Here is a 17,180-nt window from a genome sequence, read left to right on the forward strand (position 1 = left end):
TTATTCTATGTAACAATGCCGCAAGAAAACAGCTTTATCCAGCATTTTTACTGAATTCCTTGCAGAAAAGAACAATTCGTTGAATTGATGGCTTCGACAGCGCTTTATGGCAATGGTTCACGCCAGTAGATCCGACGTGGATTGCCGCGATAGCGGCCAAAGAACACTTCAGCCTGCGGGTTCTGATCCAAATTAACACCACCATCTCGCAGCCAGGGATCCACCCGATACTCAATGATCCAGTAGTTAACTAGGCCTGGAGGATTCAAGTACAACGTCTGTGCTGGGAAACGCCCATTTTCAAGCAATCCCCCCACTCCATCAAGGCTAAGTGTAGAGGGGCCCTCCACTGTCGTCAGCGAATCTTCAGTTTTCGTTACTTGCGTACAGTGGTCAGCTGCATTGTGCACAAAACGTTCGCCATCCCAGTATTCCGCTCGAAAGGCCAGTGGCAATGGCTCATCTTCTGGCCCAAAGGCACTCTCCAGCGCCAGCCGGCCATAGCGAATATCCTGCATACCAGCCAAGCGGATAGCACTGCACTCCCCCAGCAAAGCACAATCGCTGCTCGTACCAGGGTTCATATCGAGCCCGCTCAAACCAATGCCATCGCCATCGACAAAATCCAGGCCAAATTGCATCATCTGAAACGGACCATCCAGCGTTGGGCTGCGACCAAAAACAACGGTCTGCTGCCAACTGGCTTCGCCCGATAGCCATTGCAATGTCGGACCAGCTGGCTCCAGCCTATTGGATAGCACCACTCCATTGTTGGCATTTTCGGCGACAAAGTCAGACTGCACTGCTGCACGGGCAAAGTCACCAACATAGTTGAACGTCGGCTGGCCAGATACTGCTCGCGCCTGAAGATCCAGCGACCAGTCCATCTCTTGCCCCATGTAGCTAAAGCCTGAACAGCCTGACGTAATATCGGCATACAACAAGGTAAAATGATCCGGCGTAATCCGTCCTACCGGCTGACTGCTGGCGGGCGGTATCGTCATTCCAAGATAAGACAAAGGCGCAGGCCGGGCAGTTAAGCGAAAGACCCCCACTTCTGTGAGCAATGCATCGATCTGGGTGCTCCCCGTCAGACCGCGTTGATGCTGATAGCTGGCAGGTTGCAACTGGCCTGGTATACCATCCACCGGTGCCAACAGCTCCTGCTCTAACGCAATGCCAGCCAGGCTAAAGTTTGGCGTGACTGGCATAGCACACACCGCAGCGGCTCCATCCTGCCAGGCATGAGCACTGACAACTACAGGAAAGGACTCCCCTGCTCGTGCAAACATCGGGCAGCTGGCATTGCCTGCCGCACAATCTGCAGCGGTCTGTACGCAGAGACCGTAAGGGCGCTTGCTAAACTGCCCGGCCCCTTGCAGCACCAAACCGGCATCCTCGGTGGCAGCTGAGCCTTGATAGCGCGCAGTAAGCTGCACCCGACCTGCATCGGCATAGTTCACCTGCAACACAGCTTCGCCAGCCGCATTAAAAGTCAAAACTTGACTGCTGGGGCTGGTACCTGACAGGCTGACAGCTTGTTCATTCACCAGAATAGGCCAGGATACCGGCCGGCTGCTGGCATCGGGGGTAATGTAATCGGACCAAAACTGCACTGTGCGGGTGACATCAGAAAAAGCGGGCACACAAGCCTGAGTTGCATCGCTCTGACGAACGGCCCGCAGGCGCACATCGGAGTCAGGCTGATTGGCAATCCCATCCGGTATTTCAAGCACAAAGCCACTGCTGGCATAGTTCAGTGTGCAACTGGTCGTATTCTTCGGCCCGCTGCCGGCCCGGCACAAGGTCGTGCTGAGGGGCCGGGTACCCGGCACAGAGCCGCTTACACCAACAGTGACTGAGCCTGGGGTGCTACGCCGCAGTTGCACCGTAGTGCTGCCACCACTGAAGTTGATAGTATGACCACCAAGCCACTCTCCAGTTGGCACCAACTGAGGGCTCAGAGTGGCCGTAACCGGCTCAGTATACAACTGACTGCAATCCGCATTTAAGCAAGCCCTTACCGTTAAAGTTTCCGGCTGGCAGGTCAACGCCTGGCCACTGTGGTCAAACTCAAAATGATCAATTTGCACCCCAACAGGTAAAGAGCGCAGGGCGCAGATACTGACATTATCTAATTCATGGTTATTGTTGGAACCGCCGGTTGAACCAGTAAAAGACAGAAAGAAATTCTCTGGCACAGCTCCCTGACCGGGCTGTGCCAAGGCATTAAAAGGCTCCACCAGGTTTTGGAAACCAGCACCTGCTCTCACATCCCGCGCTACCGATACCAGTGCCTGGCCAGATAAGCGCGAGTCAATAACTATGCGATAGCGGTGCCCCGGTGCCGCCGTGTTGCTTGGCCGCTGATCAATGGGTGGAGAAAGGCCGGCAGCCGTCCCGGCCAGGTAACGGTACTGATTTGCTTGCGCCCCACGAATAGAGATCGCATTACGGCGAAAACCTGGGCCACCTACCCGGCCTTCGGTTGGGTTGGAAAAATTCCCCCATTCATCCAGGCCAATCCCAAGCCAGCCGCCGGCAAAGCCCGGACAATTCGGGCAATCCGTACCGGGCCCCTTTTGCGCATAACCGAGCGACCCGCCAAAGGCACCAGGTTGCGGGGTAACACTGGCATCCGACAAAATGACGGCTATGCCATCAGCGCCTTGCCCACTGGCAGGTGACCAGCCAAAATAATCAAACTCAATAATGACCAGGTTGTCAGCAGCAGGAAACAGCCGTTGAAAAGTAACAGAGGTCGATTGGTTACCAACCGCCTGGGTTAATCGCAGGCGACCATTCACGATAGAGGGAGTAAAGGTACCACTGCTGCGCGAAGTGACCCAGTCCTCGGAAAGAAGCCCATCACTGAAATTATCGGTCTGGCACCCCAATGTAGCACTGCACAAGCCTCCACCCTGCAGCCGGGTTAGTGCATTAGCGTCAAACTGCACAGTGGCACCAAAGTTGGCCAAAGCGCCTTTGGCTGTAATGCCTCCCTGGATCTGTACATTATCATTCAGTGTGATAGCTCCACCAGCCAGAATAAAACCATTGATACGGGTGCCACTTTGAATGGTGACACTCCCACTCACCACCAGGATAAAATGTTCAGCAACACCCGTGTCGTTTAAACGACTATTGGCGCCTATGGTCAAGTTGCCGTTGATAAATAAACGCGCCGTCGGTGCAACAGTAGTTCGGATCGTATTGGCGGGAATTTGCCAGTTTGCATTGTTGTCGTAGTAATAGTCACCAGCCTGTAATGGTTCAGGAAAGCTGGGGTTTGGTGCCGGATAGTTGATCACTGCCGGTACAGGACTATTGCTACGGATGGCCTGTGTCCAGATTTCATCGCATTGTACTGCTGCCGCCGCCGCACTGAGCAAAAGACAGAGCCAAAGCGCCCACTGCAACAGCCTTGCACCATGAGTCACAAGCCCACCTCCATCTGTACCGTTCGACTGGTGCAGAGCTCGTTGCTTTGGCAAGAAGGCTGCGACCAATCCGCCAGGCTGCGACATTGGCCGATACTGGTCAGATGGAATAAATGACCGCTGCGTCCATCCAACTCCAACTGCTCCTCTGCCGAGGAGCCGGACGGCCTACATGTCACCCAGGCCCGGCACTGATGCAAACCTTCACCAGCAAACCAATAGGTCACCGGGTTATCCGGGCAGTTTGCTGTTGGCTCTGATAAAGGAAAAAGCTCCGTTGCTGCCAACTCCAGGCCACTTTGGGCAGCAAACAGGGCTCGGGTCCCCAAGACTTCGTACACCACCGATTCACTGCTGCTTTGTAGCAGCCGGCTCATTGCCAGCAGCAAGCCGAAGATCACCACAATCACAAAAATGGCCACCACCAACGCACTGCCTGCTTGTTGTTTTATGTTAAGGTACATTAGGCAGATGCACCTCATGGTTGAAAAACAAGTCGTCAGTCAAGGTGCTGCCAAAGTTCAGCACAATATGCACCACGGCATTGCGGCTCAGCACCGGCGCATCGTAGCGAAATACCTGTCCTGCAGGCAGTACAGCCGTATTCAAACCCTCGGCCATTAAAACACCGGTGCCCATGGCGGCAGGCGCTAGCTGGCTGGCAGAAAAGTCATAGCCCGAATAACGCCAAAGCTGGCTGCCCTGCACGCAATAGCTGATAGGCGCTGCCAACAGATAAAAGCGCCGTTCAGGCGAGTGCTGGGGAAAACTGTGAATGCCGGTCAGATTCGCTACCGCCAATGCAGGTGAGGCTCCGGCGGTAATGCCCTCTAAGGCCGCATTCTGAGCCCGTGATGCATCATAAATATCGGCAGCGTCACGTGGGTAAAGCACCAACCGCTCATTGCCCTGTACAGCATCAAAACCAGCAGCACTGGCCAGTTCCAGCTCAGCCGAAGCATCCGGGCTGATGGGTGCCTGCAGATACAAACCACTCAGGACAAAAGGCGTAAACTCCAGACATTGCACAGTCCCACTGCTGGCTATGCGCACACTGTTAGGCACGGCACTTCGCAACTCGCGGCTTAGGCGCTCTATCGCAAAACGGCTTTGCCCCAGCAGTTGTTCACGTTCGCTGACATCCACAAACATCCGGGCAGCAAAGCCAATAAAGCTGGTCACCGAAATAGCCAAAATACTTAGCAGGACGATGCTGGTAATCAGCTCAATCAGAGTAAAGCCACGACCAACCATCACCAATTCCCCTTGTAGGCGCTAAAGATGATTTCGGTATTGGTTGGCGTGGTAATGATCACATCAATGCGTTTCAACGGAGAACGATTCGTAATCGGATCAGGATCAACATAAGACACAAAGACCTCAGCCTGGTAATTCCGATAAGCATCATTCAACTCTGCAGCCAGAATATTACTGAGAATGGCACTGCCCTCGGCGCCAAAACCATGAAAATCATCCACATCATTGAACCACAGCCGGGTTTCAGCGCCATCCGGACCATAGTCATTTTGATCAGTACAGGGGGGGCCGCCCTCGTCGCAGCGCAAAAAACCGCCACTTCGGTCGCTCTGTTGATCAAAAGAGCGGGCCAGGATTTCATTCATTAAACTATGACCCAATTCAGCCGCCCGCACCTGATGCCAGGGATCGGTACTGCGGACAAAGAGTGGTGATAAGACCGATGTGATCAGCGTTAACGCCACCGCCAGCACGGTGATGCCAATCACCAGCTCAATCAGAGTCACGCCTTGCTGCTTAGTGGCTAACATGACCGGATATACCCCTGGCTTTCAATGCAGACTTGCAGGCTATTGCGACCAGTGATGGTAATGACACAAGCCGGTGAGGCCACAGCACAACCCTGCGGGCGCCCCAGGGTATCAAAGCTAAGCTGATTAAAGTTAGCGCTTAAGGTGACATTATCGCGACTGGCGATACAGAGATGAGTTGCATCGTTACGACAATCCGCAGTGATGCCCAAAGCAGATGCACTTAATGCTAACTGAGCCTCCGGACAAAAAACACTATCGGTACATTGCATCGCCTGGAGCTGCACCCGGCGTAGCACCGCCAGAGCCTGTTCCCGATACTGATATTCAGACGTACCTGCCCCGCTAAAAAAGCGGGGCAGCAAAGTCACACTCAAAATACCAAGCAGTACCATCACCACAATCAGCTCTACCAGGGTAAAGCCGTTCGATGACCTGTACTGCCTGACCATACGGACTCCTTAACTAGCAGCCTGCCGTTTGCACAGTAATGATGGGTTTGGCCTGGGCCTCTGCAGACTGGGTGTAGAGCACCTGACAGGCTTGCTCTTCTGTTGCTGTATAAGCGGTGCTACCTGGCGTAATCGCAATAGTCGCTGGCTCTGCATCTGCTACCGCAACCACTGTCCAATCATCCTCACCCAGATCCAGCATAATTGCTATAGCCGCTGTAGTTGCTGCCGGGTAGCCAAATACAGTAGCAATATCTCCCGCCGGATCCGTTACTGTCGCGGTACCCTGATTCTGCACACCGGCAATAATGGCTTTGCCATACACCAAAGCGGATGCTGATTCCAACGAGCCTTTGATTGCATTTAACGTACTGGCACGTGCATCACCGGACAAATTTAAAAACCGTGGCGCAGCCGTCACCGCCAAAATACCCAGAATAACGATCACAATAATCAGTTCAACCAATGTAAAACCTTGATTTCTTTTCATCACGTCAATAAGTCCTGTCAGTTTTTAAATACGCGAACCAAGCCTGTGCCCGGTTCATATTGGAAAAGGTTGCCTTGAGTGGTCGAATCAACCACACCACCATCTGCAATAGCCCGGATAGACTGCGTTTGATAATAACGGCACAAGGTTGCATCACCATCAGTACGCACAAAAATACTTGCCTGCCGTCTCGCAGCCTGAGTATCCGTTGTTGTTGCCTGTGGTGCTGCTTGCAAAATCTCCTCAAGAATGGTGGCACAACTTGCGGCTGTCACAGCCCCACCACCATTTGGGTACCCATTGGTTCCTACCGCTACGGGGACTCCATCGTATAAAACCTCGCCTGCAGGCCGGCCTTCGACTTCCCATTGAGCACGCACCAGCCCGACAGCAGAGGCGAAACCACCAGCCACACCATCGATAGCAGCATCTTCCGCCTGCTCGGTAATATTTAAAAATCGAGGCAGCGCAGTGGCAGCCAGTAATCCTAAGATAATGACCACTATCACCAATTCGATTAGGGTAAAACCTGCTTGCTTTTTCATCGTCCATCTCCCGAGTTACTTTGTTTTAGTATAGAGCGACTTGTTAAAATTACACGCTTTTTCAACTTGGCTAGTTCCCTCCCCGATAGGCACTGAGCATATCCCACATGGGTGTGAAAATACCCAGCGCCAAAATCAGCACCATCACGGCCACTATGGTGATCAAAATCGGCTCAATCCGTGCGGTTAGTGTTTTTAAATCGTAGGCAACTTCACGCTCATAAAAACTGGCGACCTCCGCCAGCATGGCATCCATCTGGCCGGTTTCTTCGCCCACCGCTACCATCTGCATCACCAGTGGGGTAAACATCTGACTTTGTGCACTGACCCGGTACAGGCTTTCACCGCGCTCAATTTTTCGCCGCATCTCGCGAATTTTATCGCCCAGATAGGCGTTATCGACCGCCTCGGCCACCAGACTAAGTGCAGTGGTCATCGGCACTCCGGCTTTGAGCATTAAACCGAAACTGCGGGCATAACGCCCCAAAGTAGCGCGATTAATAATATCGCCGACCAGCGGCACCTTTAGTTTAAAGCGTCCCCAACGCACCCGCCCTTTATCCGTTTCAATGCTGTAACGCAGTGCTATGCCACTGATAATCAGCAGCACCAATAACAGCCAGCCGTACTGCTGGAAAAAAGCAGATGTTGCCAACAGTACCTGGGTTGACCAGGGCAACTCCGCATTAAAGCGCGCAAACATGGCAGCAAATTGCGGAATAACCAGCACATTCAAAATAACCAGAGCCAGTGCCAGTGCAATCAATACAAAGCTCGGGTAACGAGTAGCCTGCTTGATCAGCTTGCGTGTTTCCTGCTCCTGCTCCAAATACTCCGATAGCTGTAAAAAAGCTTCATCCAGGCGGCCAGTGTTTTCCCCCACATGCACAATACTAACAACCAGCCGATTAAATACCTTGGGATGACCGGCCATCGCCACCGATAAAGTTCGGCCCTTTTCCAGCTCGCCACCCAGTTCAGTCAATACTTGACGCAATCGCGCCGAACTGGTGCTGGTGGCCAGCCCTTCAATGGCCCGGATCATCGGAATGCCAGCTTTCATCAGCGCATACATTTGCCGGCAAAACATGGTTAGCTCACTAAGACTGATGCCGCTAAACCAGCCTGATAGACGAAGTTCGGTCTTGTTCTGAACCGGCACCGGCTCTATTGAAACCGGAATAAGCTGGCGCTGACGTAATAGATCAGCCACACCGGCTTCATTGCCGGCTTCCATCTGGCCTTGTACAGCCATGCCCTGCGCGTCACGTGCCCGATAACTGAACTCAGGCATCTGAACCACCAACGACCGTTGATTCAACCTCCAGATACTCCGACACCCGAATCACTTCATCCAGCGTGGTGATCCCTTGCTGGGCATAGCCAAGTGCCATCTGCCCCAGGCTACGAAAATGCTCACTGTGATAGGCCAGCGAGGCAAAGGCTTCGTTATCCCCCCGTCGCAATGCGTCGGCCAAAGGCTTGGTCATAATCAATAATTCAAACACCCCAACCCGCCCTTTAAAACCGGTGTGATGGCACGACTGGCAGCCCTTACCATGCCAGTACTGCCTGGCAAGATCTGCTTTGCTATGGCGCAGCCAGTTCTGCTCCAGTTCATCCGGCTGATAGGGCGCTTTGCATTTCTCGCAAATGCGTCGCACCAGACGTTGCGCCAAAATGGCCCGCAGCGAACTGGCTACCAGGTATGGTGCGGCCCCCATATCCACCAAACGCAAGGTACTGGTAACCGCATCATTGGTATGGAGCGTGGATAACACCAAATGGCCAGTCAATGCGCCGCGCAACCCCATCTCAGCGGTTTCCTGATCACGCATCTCCCCCACCATGATAATATCCGGATCCTGCCGCAATGATGTTCGGAGCACCTCGCCAAAACCCAGCCCTATCTTATAGTTCACCTGAACCTGATTAATGCGTGAAATACGGTACTCTACCGGGTCTTCTACCGTGATAATTTTACTGCCTTCCTGGTTCAACTCGCTCAAAATGCCATACAAAGTCGTCGTTTTACCCGAACCGGTGGGGCCGGTAACCAGGATCATGCCGTGTGGGCTTTTCATCAGTTGCCGTAATTTCCGAATAAAATCATCTGGCATACCGGTTTGTTCCAGCGACAATAACCCTGCCGTTTGATCCAATAACCGCATCACCACAGATTCGCCATACTGCACCGGCATGGTCGACAAACGAATATCAATGCGATGACCTTTTACCTGGATCTGAAAGCGTCCATCCTGTGGCAATCGCTTTTCGGAAATATCCAGATTGGCCATCAGCTTCAATCGCAACACCAGAGCAGAAGCAATACTAACCTCATTCAAAGTACTCTCTTGCAACACGCCATCCACCCGCTGACGAATGCGGATCAGTGTTTCATCCGGTTCAATATGAATATCAGAGGCCCGCACCTGCACTGCGTCTTCAAAAATCGACTGCAGTAATTTAACAATGGTGGTATCGGATTCGGTGTCCAGGTTCAATGCATTAAGATCGAAATCGCTGGTTTCGGCGTATTCTTCTTTTAACTGGGTCGCAAAACTTTCTATCTGCTTGGTGCGCCGATACAGGTTGTTAAAGGCTTCCATCAGCTGACTTTCGCGCACTACCGCAATCTGTATTTGCCGGGGGGCTAACATGGGAGCCAGTTGATCCAGGATCGACAAATCGGCCGGATCACTCATGCCAAGCAAAACCTGCTGCTGATCCGCTTCCAACACCAAGGCCCTGGAGCGCCTGGCATGCACTTCGGGCAAGAGTTGCGCTACCTTGGGATCCAGTCGCTGCTGACTTAAATCCAGAAAAGGCACCGCCAGTTGCTGCGCTAAAAAGCGTAATAACTCATCTTCCTGCAACAGGTTCAAATCAATCAGCGTAGAACCCAGCTTGCGCCCGGTCTGGCGTTGTTCTGCCAAGGCCTGCTCCAGCTGTTGCTCGGTAATCATCTGCTCATGCACCAGCAGATCACCCAACCGCATTTTCAGTTTAGGTTTCGCCATCGCTCAATTCAGCTCCTGTAAACGCTGCCGGATATACTCTTTCGTTGCCGGGTTCAAATCATTCCCCAATTGCAAACTGCGTTGAAACTGCGCCACAGCCATAGACCGCTGACCTAACGCATCGGAGCTAATAGCCATCCCCAGCCACCAACGTCCCTCCTGAGGCTCCAGCCTGGCTAATTGCTCAAAAGCCACCACCGCAGCTTGATGCTCCCCCAGTTGCTGCCAGGCCGTGGCCCGAAGTGCCAGCTCAGCAGGCTGCAAACCAGACTCATGCATCTGTGATAATGCCTGAAGCGCTTGAGCCCACAACTGCTGACGACCATAGCTAGCAGCAAGCAGCGGCACCAACTGACTGGCATCGGCCCCTTGTGCCAACCCCAATTGCAACCAATACTGGCTACCTGCCTCATAACCAGCCTGCTGCGCCATGCGAGCCAAAGCCTGATAGGCCTCGGGCTGCTGCGGAGCCTGGGCCTGTAACTGCTGCCATGCCGCACGAGCTGCATCAGGCCGACCCGCTTGCTCGGCCTCTAGTGCCTGTTGCCGCAAACGCTGTTGCTGCTCTACCGCGCTTAACTCAACCCGCTCTATTTTCAGTTGTGCCTGCGGCGCTTCTGCGGCATCCACCGCGTGCTGTGGTTTTTGCTCCGCTACCATGGCTTGTACCGCCTGAGGCGGCGTTGCAGGCCCGGTAGAGCCAATAGGATCTGGCAGCAACCCTGACTTAGGCTCTTTGCTGCTCTCAATGACAGCTTCTGTCGCTACCAGCAGAGAAAGTTCTGCCTCATTCTGCTCAAAACTAAGCTCAGGCTCGGCTGCCAGCGCGGGAATTGCAGCTTCCATCGCAGCAGGAGATAGCTGCGCCTGTTGACTACCTGCAGACCATTGCGACCAGAACCATAGCAACACTACGAGGATCCCGACGGGCAACAAAAGAAGCCACCAGCGTCGGACCACTGATTGCGAAGGTAACACCCGCGATGCACCTGGCTGAGACTGTGCAGCCAACTGGCGTTGGTCCAAATCCTTCAACATCTGATTGATCACACTCATAAAGGACCCCAATGCCAGAATGCGGCCCCAACCAGGGTCACCAACATAAAGACTGCCGGTACCCAGGCAGCAAAGCGAACTGCTGGCACGTCTTCGGTATCTTGTGCCGCCGCACGGATATGCCTCCAGTTAATATGCAACTGCCCCCGGCCATAGGCCAACATCAAGGCTTTATGTGCCAGAACATTTACCAGCCTTGGAATACCACGACTGTATTTAGCCAGCCCAAGCAGCGCCAAGGAGCTAAAGCGCAGATCTGAGTTGCCTGCAATCTGCAAACGAGCCTGGACATAAGCCCCGACCTCAGCCACAGTCATAGGCCGCAATTGGTAAGAAAAACTGATGCGCTGACGTAACTGACGAAACCGATGTTTGGCCAGCCGCAGATCCAGCTCCGGCTGAGCAAAGAGCACCACCTGCAACAGCTTGCGTTGCTCCGTTTCCAGGTTGGTTAACAGGCGTAATGTTTCCAGAGTTTCATCAGGCAATGCCTGTGCCTCATCAATCACCAGGATCACTTGCTGCTGCCTGGCGGCCAGCAACAGTAAATGCCGCTGCAGTAGCTGATGCAACTGTTGTTGATCAATATTGCCGGAATAGTGCAAACCGAGCTCAGCCGCTAAAGCCCAGCGCAGCTCAATAGGCGATAACGACGGGTCTGGCAGGTACGCAAGGCGCCAATGTGCTGGCGCCGAGTGCAGCAACTTGCGACACAGCAGGGTTTTGCCAGTGCCAACCTCCCCAACAATTTTAATAAAACCTTCCCCGGCTGTAAGCGCCGTCTGCAATACTTCAAAAGCTTGCTGGTGTGGCACTAACCCAACATAGAACACCGTGTTTGGCGTCAGGCTAAAGGGCAACTGCTGCAGCTCAAAGTGCTCAAGGTACATGGCCAGAGCCTCAGGGATACCAGCGATTAAGGCTATCTGCCGATTGCTGAATATGCGGCTGCCATTGCTCCGGCTCTACCACCACAGGGCGCAGCAAAATCACCAGTTCCTTTTTTTGTTCCAGCGTATTCTTGCTGGTAAAGAGTTGCCCAAGCAAAGGAATAGAGCCAAGCACTGGCGTTCTTGATACAGAGTCCGTACTAACCGTTTGCATCAAGCCGCCAATCACTACAATTTCACCACTGCGGGCACGAATAATGGTGTCTGATTCGCGGATATTACTACGAGCCAGTGGCAGCACCACCTCTTCGTTGCTAAGCCGAATGGTCTTGATTTGTTCAGCAGTTTCAGTGACCGATGGATGCACATGCAAAATGACCTGACCATGCTGGTCAATTTGCGGCGTCACATCCAATGCGATACCTGAAAAGAACGGCTGCAACTCGATCGACGGTGTGCTGATGGTCCCCCCCACCGTAGCAGTCGTATCGCTGCTGATATTGGTGACATAATACTCATCCTGGCCAACTTTGATCACAGCTTTCTGGTTGTTAATAGCGGTCACCCGGGGGCTGGATAACACCTGGGCACTGCCCTGAGTTTCCAGCAAATTGATCACACCATTAAAATCCGCGTTGCTGAAAGAAATCGCAGTCACTCCTCCGAGGGCAGAGCTGGTTGGGTTACCGGGTGTAACGCCGGTCGTAGTAAAATTGAAATTGGTGGAGCGAACCGAGGCCAGCGCATTACTCCAGTTAATCCCTTGCTGGAATTCATCACTTAAAGTCACTTCAATAATTCGGGCCTCCAGAATCACCTGACGCTGCAGGTGCTGCTCGGCAACGCCAAGAAAGGTTCGTACCGCAGCAATTTCATCCGGCATACCGCGCACCGTCACCAACCCCGCTTGTGGGCTTACCACCACCATACGATCAGCGCCTGAGCCAAGCATCTGACGTAATGCATCCTGCAAATCTTTCCAAAAGTCCGTTTCACTCTCACTGTGTATGTTACTGCCACTGAATTGCTGTTGCATGCCCTGTTGAGTACCCAACATCGGATTTTGCGACAGTTGATTTTGCTGTTGCACACTGCGACCACGCTGTTGATGCCCACTTCGCATGTCTTGCGACACGCCACCGGAGTTAACCGAAATGGCAGAAAAGCCACTGCGCTTTAACATCAGATAATTCACCGCGATGGTTTCAGTTCTCAACCCAGCAGGCTGTACTTGATACACCCTGCCTTGCCGGCGAATATCAAAGCCATACAAATCCTGCACCACCGCTAAGGTCTCTGGCAGGGTAACCTGGCGTAAATTCAGGCTAATAGTACCCTGTACATCCGGGTGTACCGCGATACTGTAATCGGTGTCTACAACCAGGGAGGCAAAAAAATCCTGCAACCCAACCTGGCTGGCTGCAACATTAAAACGTGGTTCAGACACCATGATCTCTGGTTGCGGCCTTGCTGCCATAGCCAACAGATCCTGAGTGACCGATGGCGGGATTTCCGCCGCGGCTAGAGCAGGTGATGCGGACACGGCTTGCTCTAAAGTGGCTTTTGCCTGCTGGGCCTGATGGCCGCTTTGCATACCTTGACAGCCATTCAATCCGATTGCCAACGCACAGCTAAAGCTTAACCGTCTGAAACATACTTTATTCATTATTGTGGGTCATCTTCTGAAATAGAAATAATTGCTGCTGTACACCCGCCTGTTCCAGCTGCACATGATCGGGATGGATCGCCTGCAAACGGTACCCATTCACTTCGTCTCCTACCTGCAGAACCCGGCCGTTAATCACAGCATGTGCGTTGTGCTCCTGCCATCGAATTAAGTGCAGCTGCATGATGACATCAGCTGCGCCTGGCTGGCTCAGCTGGCTAGCTCCCCGCGCCGGGCGGGTTGGATCGGCCATGGCAGCCATACTAATCAGTAACAACAAAACACTAAAGCTGGATAAAATCTGCATGATCACCCACCGTTACAATTTCGATTGAAAGCTCAGCTAAAGGGTGTTGCATAACGCGATAGTGCACATTGCGCCAGCCCAGTTGCCAGGGTAGTTGCTCAAGCTGCTGCATCATCGCACTCAGTGCCTGATACTCACCTTGCAACACTAACTGGATACGGTGCTCATACAACAGTGCCTGTTGCGCTTCGTCATGCGCTATCACTTTGGGGGCCTGGCTGCTTAACGATAACAACCGAACGTCAGGGTCGCTTATCAAGAGGTTTTGTAGCATCGGCAACATTCTGTCCGCACCAATAAAATGTACCGCCCGCTCGGCCAACTGCTGCTCCTCCAGGGCCAGACGTTGTTCCAATCGCGCAATCCGCTGCCGGGTATCCTGATCGATATCACGCCCAAGCTCACGCTGCAACTCGGCAATACTTAGCTCTGTCTGTTGCAACTGCTGCCTTGCCTGACGGAGCTCCTGCTGCTGTTGCTGAGTGCTTTGCCAGGCAGGTTCCAACCAATAGATTGCTACCAACCACAACAACAGCGCCAAGCTCGTAAAAAATACCAGCCGCCGCTCACGTAGCTTTAGGGTATCGTATCGATGCTTTAGTTGTTGCCAATTCATGGTGCACTCCCAGGTAGGGATTGCACTTGAAAGAGCAAAAGCCCGGATTCATCTGCTTGCTGCATGGTTAGGCTCTGAAAACCCTGCCCTTCAAAATACGGCAGCTCTGCCAAACGGCGGAGCCAGCCAGGTACCGCAGCCGAACGCAAAGAGTATCCCCGAAAACTACTGTGGTTTTGATGTAAGGTAAACTCAGTTAACCAAAGCTCAGGCACATCAACCTTTGCAAGGTGTGTCAATACCTGTGAGTAGTGAACCTGCTGTTGTTGCTGCTGCAGCAGCAACAACTCATTCAAGCGCTGGCTGCGATGCAACCTGGCCTGCAACAAAGCTTGCTTGCGAGTCAGCTCCGCAGAAGGCGCACGTTGCTGCAACAGTTGCGTAAACTGCTCCTGATGCAATGCCTGTTGCTGTAACTGCCGCTGAATACTGTGCACGTCTTGATTTATCTGACGTTGCTGAAAAATCATACCGCCCCAAACCAGTGAAAGCAGCAACACTGTAATACCAAGCGCGAACAACAATTGTGATAAGCTCCAGCGTTCTGTGACTGGTAATAAAGCAGCATCAAACAAATTAACTTGCGTTTTCATACCCGACCTCCTGCTCTGCAGTACTTTCATACTCCAGGGCGGCTGCCAACGATGTGGCGAACTGTGCTTGTTGCTGAAGATCGAGTTCCGGTAGCCATTGGCTGAATTGCAGCTGTTGCACTTCAGCAAAGCCAAGTTGACGGAAAAAGCCGGCAATATCGGCCTGCAAAGCGGTATTGATTGCTAACACCAATTGCCGGACCGGCGCCTGCTTTAACTGACCTTCAAAATAGTCAACTGAACGCTGCACCTCCAGGCTGAGAGCATCCAAATAACCTTGGTGCAAACTATCTAAGCTAAGCTGCTCAGGCGACGGTAATCCACGAACCCGTCGCGAAAAGCATACCCTGCCAGCGCGTAAAATCATTATTGATAAGTCCTGACCGACTCTTTGGGATAACAGCAGCACCGGTTGCGTTTGAGCCGGCAATAGATTTTTAAGCACCCACTCTTCCGGTAGTATCGTTTTTACCGGAACTCTGGCGCTGTGCAGACAATGCACCAATGGTCGCAACATCCTCTGGCTGCTTACAACCACCTGAAGCCGACTCTGCTGCTGATGAGCACCCGGTAAGTCGATGTAATCAAATTGCATGTCACCAGGCTCGAACGAAACCAAATCCTTCAGTTGCCAGCGTAGCGCTGCTTTTAGTTCATTCTCAGGAACTTCAGGCTTATCAAGCTGGACCAATTGATAAAATTCAGGAGCCAGAGTAACCGTCATTTGCTGAACTGGGGGCAGCTCTGCAAGTAGCTTTTGCAATGGTCTTAGCCAGTCATTGTTTTGAAACATCAGACTTCGCCGAAAGGTACAACGCAGCGACAGCTTATCCTGACTCAAGACAATGAGAGTGCAGCCGTCACTCATCCAATGCAGTGCAGCGACTGAACGCTCACTGACATGCTTTTGAAAAAGCTTTTGAAGCGATGTCCACATAAAGGATCTAACCTGCGTTAAAAGCCGTTATAATCCACGACTTTACTGTTGTTTTAATTCTGTTCAGGTATCTTTTAGGTTTAGCTTAGCATGATGATCAAGAAGCCAGCAAATAACTGGCAACAAATCTGGGAGCCATCCATTGATCAGCATCAAGTGGGGCTATGGCTTTACCAGACAACACAAGCAGCCAATGCCCTCTGCGGCAATAAAGGATTAAAGCTGCACTATCCACTGAAAGTCGCTCTGCAACAAGGAAAAAAGGGCATCCTGACCTTTGGCGGTGCATTCTCCAATCACTTGGCGGCTAGCGCCATAGCTTGCCAGCAGCATCAGTTGCTCTCCATTGGTTTGGTTCGCACCGATCAGCTGGATACCGAGAACCCAACCCTAAAACACTGCCTTGCTTCAGGCATGCAGCTTGTACCCATCAGTCGAACTGACTATCGTTTGCGAAGCAACCCAGCCTGGTTAGCGCAGTTGCAACAACAGTATCCGGATTTTCTGATTGTGCCGGAAGGTGGCAGTTCCATGCTTGGCGTGCAAGGTGTATCAGAGCTGGATTTAACCAAAACCCCGCATGGCAACAGCCAGTTTATAGTAACAGCCACCGGCAGTGGTGGCACTCTCGCAGGGTTAGCCCTTGGTAACCCAGATGCTCAAGTGCTAGGTATCGCCGTGGTGAAGGATCTGAGCTTGCCGGCCAGGATTACACAATGGTGCCCACAGACAAACAACTGGCAGCTGATAACCGGTTATACCGGCAAGGGCTATGGCCGTTTTGATGCACAGCTGCTGGAGTTTTGTCTGGATTTCAAACAGCGCCATCAGATCACCCTTGAACCGATCTACACCGGCAAAGCCATGTCTGCTTTGTACCAGTTGATCGCACAGGGCGCATTTCCCAAGGGCAGTAGTATTAGTTTCTTTCATACTGGTGGCTTGCAAGGATTGGCAGGGTTACGTTATAGAGGGTCACTCACTGAAGCAGACTATCAAATTTTAGCGGCTCAAGGCTGAAACCTCATTCAGGCGCTTTAACGCAAAAAGGCCTACCGGTGAGGGTAGGCCTTTTGCTTGAATAAGGTGCCTGGCGGTGTACTACTCTCGCATGGCGAATGCCACACTACCATCGTCGCAGCTGCGTTTCACTTCTGAGTTCGGAATGGGATCAGGTGGTTCCACAGCGCTATTGCCACCAGGCGTAACTGGTTGTCTGTCTTTAACTAGCAAGCTGATTTCGATAGCGTGCATACAAGCCACTTGGGCGTTGTATGGTTAAGCCTCTCGGGCAATTAGTACAGGTTAGCTTAACGTGTCGCCACGCTTCCACACCCTGCCTATCAACGTTGTGGTCTCCAACGACCCTTTAGCAGACTTA

Annotated in this window: 17 protein-coding genes and 2 rRNA genes; 1 reads left to right on the plus strand and 18 read right to left on the minus strand. The window is 52.5% G+C overall.

The annotated features are described in order from the left end of the window. Nucleotides 1-104: 104 nt before the first annotated feature. From ABC502_RS05195 to ABC502_RS05270, 16 genes are all read right to left on the minus strand, one after another. Nucleotides 105-3,440 carry a DUF6701 domain-containing protein gene (locus ABC502_RS05195; RefSeq protein ID WP_345915106.1) on the minus strand — a complete coding sequence of 1,112 codons (3,336 nt, stop codon included), beginning with the start codon at nucleotides 3,438-3,440 and terminating at the stop codon, nucleotides 105-107. Continuing rightward, entirely contained in the window at nucleotides 3,437-3,904 is a 468-nt protein-coding gene (locus ABC502_RS05200) for a type II secretory pathway component (RefSeq protein WP_330089226.1), read from the minus strand. The genes ABC502_RS05195 and ABC502_RS05200 overlap by 4 nt, the downstream gene beginning before the upstream one ends. Continuing rightward, on the minus strand, nucleotides 3,894-4,694 hold the full coding sequence (locus ABC502_RS05205; protein ID WP_345915140.1) for a type II secretion system protein: 801 nt from the start codon (nucleotides 4,692-4,694) through the stop codon (nucleotides 3,894-3,896). Before ABC502_RS05205 ends, ABC502_RS05200 begins: the two co-directional genes overlap by 11 nt. Beyond that, nucleotides 4,694-5,227, minus strand: coding sequence for a prepilin-type N-terminal cleavage/methylation domain-containing protein (locus ABC502_RS05210; protein ID WP_345915107.1), 534 nt, complete (start codon nucleotides 5,225-5,227; stop codon nucleotides 4,694-4,696). The genes ABC502_RS05205 and ABC502_RS05210 overlap by 1 nt, the downstream gene beginning before the upstream one ends. Next, complete coding sequence (locus ABC502_RS05215; RefSeq protein ID WP_330089228.1) at nucleotides 5,221-5,679, minus strand: type II secretion system protein; 459 nt, start codon at nucleotides 5,677-5,679, stop codon at nucleotides 5,221-5,223. Before ABC502_RS05215 ends, ABC502_RS05210 begins: the two co-directional genes overlap by 7 nt. A 13-nt stretch (nucleotides 5,680-5,692) precedes the next feature. Then, nucleotides 5,693-6,169, minus strand: coding sequence for a prepilin-type N-terminal cleavage/methylation domain-containing protein (locus tag ABC502_RS05220; protein ID WP_345915108.1), 477 nt, complete (start codon nucleotides 6,167-6,169; stop codon nucleotides 5,693-5,695). A gap of 17 nt (nucleotides 6,170-6,186) precedes the next feature. After that, nucleotides 6,187-6,714: a type II secretion system protein gene (locus ABC502_RS05225; RefSeq protein WP_345915109.1), complete on the minus strand. Its 528-nt coding sequence runs from the start codon at nucleotides 6,712-6,714 to the stop codon at nucleotides 6,187-6,189. Nucleotides 6,715-6,784: 70 nt separating this feature from the next. Continuing rightward, on the minus strand, nucleotides 6,785-8,008 hold the full coding sequence (locus tag ABC502_RS05230) for a type II secretion system F family protein (protein ID WP_330089231.1): 1,224 nt from the start codon (nucleotides 8,006-8,008) through the stop codon (nucleotides 6,785-6,787). Then, the gene (locus tag ABC502_RS05235; protein ID WP_330089232.1) at nucleotides 8,001-9,734 is read right to left on the minus strand and encodes an ATPase, T2SS/T4P/T4SS family; all 1,734 of its coding nucleotides are present in this window, start codon (nucleotides 9,732-9,734) and stop codon (nucleotides 8,001-8,003) included. The genes ABC502_RS05230 and ABC502_RS05235 overlap by 8 nt, the downstream gene beginning before the upstream one ends. A gap of 3 nt (nucleotides 9,735-9,737) precedes the next feature. Then, on the minus strand, nucleotides 9,738-10,790 hold the full coding sequence (locus tag ABC502_RS05240; RefSeq protein WP_345915110.1) for a hypothetical protein: 1,053 nt from the start codon (nucleotides 10,788-10,790) through the stop codon (nucleotides 9,738-9,740). Continuing rightward, nucleotides 10,787-11,680, minus strand: coding sequence for an AAA family ATPase (locus tag ABC502_RS05245; RefSeq protein ID WP_345915111.1), 894 nt, complete (start codon nucleotides 11,678-11,680; stop codon nucleotides 10,787-10,789). The genes ABC502_RS05240 and ABC502_RS05245 overlap by 4 nt, the downstream gene beginning before the upstream one ends. 10 nt (nucleotides 11,681-11,690) lie before the next feature. Beyond that, nucleotides 11,691-13,274: a pilus (MSHA type) biogenesis protein MshL gene (gene mshL, locus ABC502_RS05250; RefSeq protein ID WP_330089235.1), complete on the minus strand. Its 1,584-nt coding sequence runs from the start codon at nucleotides 13,272-13,274 to the stop codon at nucleotides 11,691-11,693. Between the two features lie 64 nt (nucleotides 13,275-13,338). Further along, complete coding sequence (locus ABC502_RS05255; RefSeq protein WP_345915112.1) at nucleotides 13,339-13,653, minus strand: MSHA biogenesis protein MshK; 315 nt, start codon at nucleotides 13,651-13,653, stop codon at nucleotides 13,339-13,341. Beyond that, nucleotides 13,631-14,269, minus strand: a complete 639-nt coding sequence (locus ABC502_RS05260) for a hypothetical protein (RefSeq protein ID WP_345915113.1) — start codon at nucleotides 14,267-14,269, stop codon at nucleotides 13,631-13,633. The genes ABC502_RS05255 and ABC502_RS05260 overlap by 23 nt, the downstream gene beginning before the upstream one ends. Continuing rightward, nucleotides 14,266-14,862 (minus strand): PilN domain-containing protein, encoded by a 597-nt coding sequence (locus ABC502_RS05265; protein ID WP_345915114.1) that lies wholly within the window; start codon nucleotides 14,860-14,862, stop codon nucleotides 14,266-14,268. The genes ABC502_RS05260 and ABC502_RS05265 overlap by 4 nt, the downstream gene beginning before the upstream one ends. After that, nucleotides 14,846-15,799 carry a hypothetical protein gene (locus ABC502_RS05270; RefSeq protein ID WP_330089239.1) on the minus strand — a complete coding sequence of 318 codons (954 nt, stop codon included), beginning with the start codon at nucleotides 15,797-15,799 and terminating at the stop codon, nucleotides 14,846-14,848. The genes ABC502_RS05265 and ABC502_RS05270 overlap by 17 nt, the downstream gene beginning before the upstream one ends. Before the next feature lie 90 nt (nucleotides 15,800-15,889). Here ABC502_RS05270 and ABC502_RS05275 point away from each other — a divergent pair, with 90 nt between their 5' ends. After that, complete coding sequence (locus ABC502_RS05275) at nucleotides 15,890-16,819, plus strand: pyridoxal-phosphate dependent enzyme (RefSeq protein ID WP_330089240.1); 930 nt, start codon at nucleotides 15,890-15,892, stop codon at nucleotides 16,817-16,819. A 68-nt stretch (nucleotides 16,820-16,887) separates the two neighbouring features. Here ABC502_RS05275 and rrf read toward each other — a convergent pair. Both rrf and ABC502_RS05285 read right to left on the minus strand, forming a co-directional pair. Then, a 5S ribosomal RNA gene (gene rrf / locus ABC502_RS05280) occupies nucleotides 16,888-17,002 on the minus strand. Nucleotides 17,003-17,073: 71 nt separating this feature from the next. Continuing rightward, a 23S ribosomal RNA gene (locus tag ABC502_RS05285) occupies nucleotides 17,074-17,180 on the minus strand; the annotation flags it as partial.

The organism is Alkalimonas sp. NCh-2, assembly GCF_039631345.1.
Classification (GTDB): domain Bacteria; phylum Pseudomonadota; class Gammaproteobacteria; order Enterobacterales; family Alteromonadaceae; genus Alkalimonas; species Alkalimonas mucilaginosa.

Bases quoted from the DNA above. Each gene is read 5' to 3' on its own strand.
- ABC502_RS05200 (WP_330089226.1), bottom strand. From the start codon at position 3,904: ATGTACCTTAACATAAAACAACAAGCAGGCAGTGCGTTGGTGGTGGCC.
- ABC502_RS05205 (WP_345915140.1), bottom strand. From the start codon at position 4,694: ATGGTTGGTCGTGGCTTTACTCTGATTGAGCTGATTACCAGCATCGTC.
- ABC502_RS05210 (WP_345915107.1), bottom strand. From the start codon at position 5,227: ATGTTAGCCACTAAGCAGCAAGGCGTGACTCTGATTGAGCTGGTGATT.
- ABC502_RS05215 (WP_330089228.1), bottom strand. From the start codon at position 5,679: ATGGTCAGGCAGTACAGGTCATCGAACGGCTTTACCCTGGTAGAGCTG.
- ABC502_RS05220 (WP_345915108.1), bottom strand. From the start codon at position 6,169: ATGAAAAGAAATCAAGGTTTTACATTGGTTGAACTGATTATTGTGATC.
- ABC502_RS05225 (WP_345915109.1), bottom strand. From the start codon at position 6,714: ATGAAAAAGCAAGCAGGTTTTACCCTAATCGAATTGGTGATAGTGGTC.
- ABC502_RS05230 (WP_330089231.1), bottom strand. From the start codon at position 8,008: ATGCCTGAGTTCAGTTATCGGGCACGTGACGCGCAGGGCATGGCTGTA.
- ABC502_RS05235 (WP_330089232.1), bottom strand. From the start codon at position 9,734: ATGGCGAAACCTAAACTGAAAATGCGGTTGGGTGATCTGCTGGTGCAT.
- ABC502_RS05240 (WP_345915110.1), bottom strand. From the start codon at position 10,790: ATGAGTGTGATCAATCAGATGTTGAAGGATTTGGACCAACGCCAGTTG.
- ABC502_RS05245 (WP_345915111.1), bottom strand. From the start codon at position 11,680: ATGTACCTTGAGCACTTTGAGCTGCAGCAGTTGCCCTTTAGCCTGACG.
- mshL (WP_330089235.1), bottom strand. From the start codon at position 13,274: ATGCAAAGCGGCCATCAGGCCCAGCAGGCAAAAGCCACTTTAGAGCAA.
- ABC502_RS05255 (WP_345915112.1), bottom strand. From the start codon at position 13,653: ATGCAGATTTTATCCAGCTTTAGTGTTTTGTTGTTACTGATTAGTATG.
- ABC502_RS05260 (WP_345915113.1), bottom strand. From the start codon at position 14,269: ATGAATTGGCAACAACTAAAGCATCGATACGATACCCTAAAGCTACGT.
- ABC502_RS05265 (WP_345915114.1), bottom strand. From the start codon at position 14,862: ATGAAAACGCAAGTTAATTTGTTTGATGCTGCTTTATTACCAGTCACA.
- ABC502_RS05270 (WP_330089239.1), bottom strand. From the start codon at position 15,799: ATGTGGACATCGCTTCAAAAGCTTTTTCAAAAGCATGTCAGTGAGCGT.
- ABC502_RS05275 (WP_330089240.1), top strand. From the start codon at position 15,890: ATGATGATCAAGAAGCCAGCAAATAACTGGCAACAAATCTGGGAGCCA.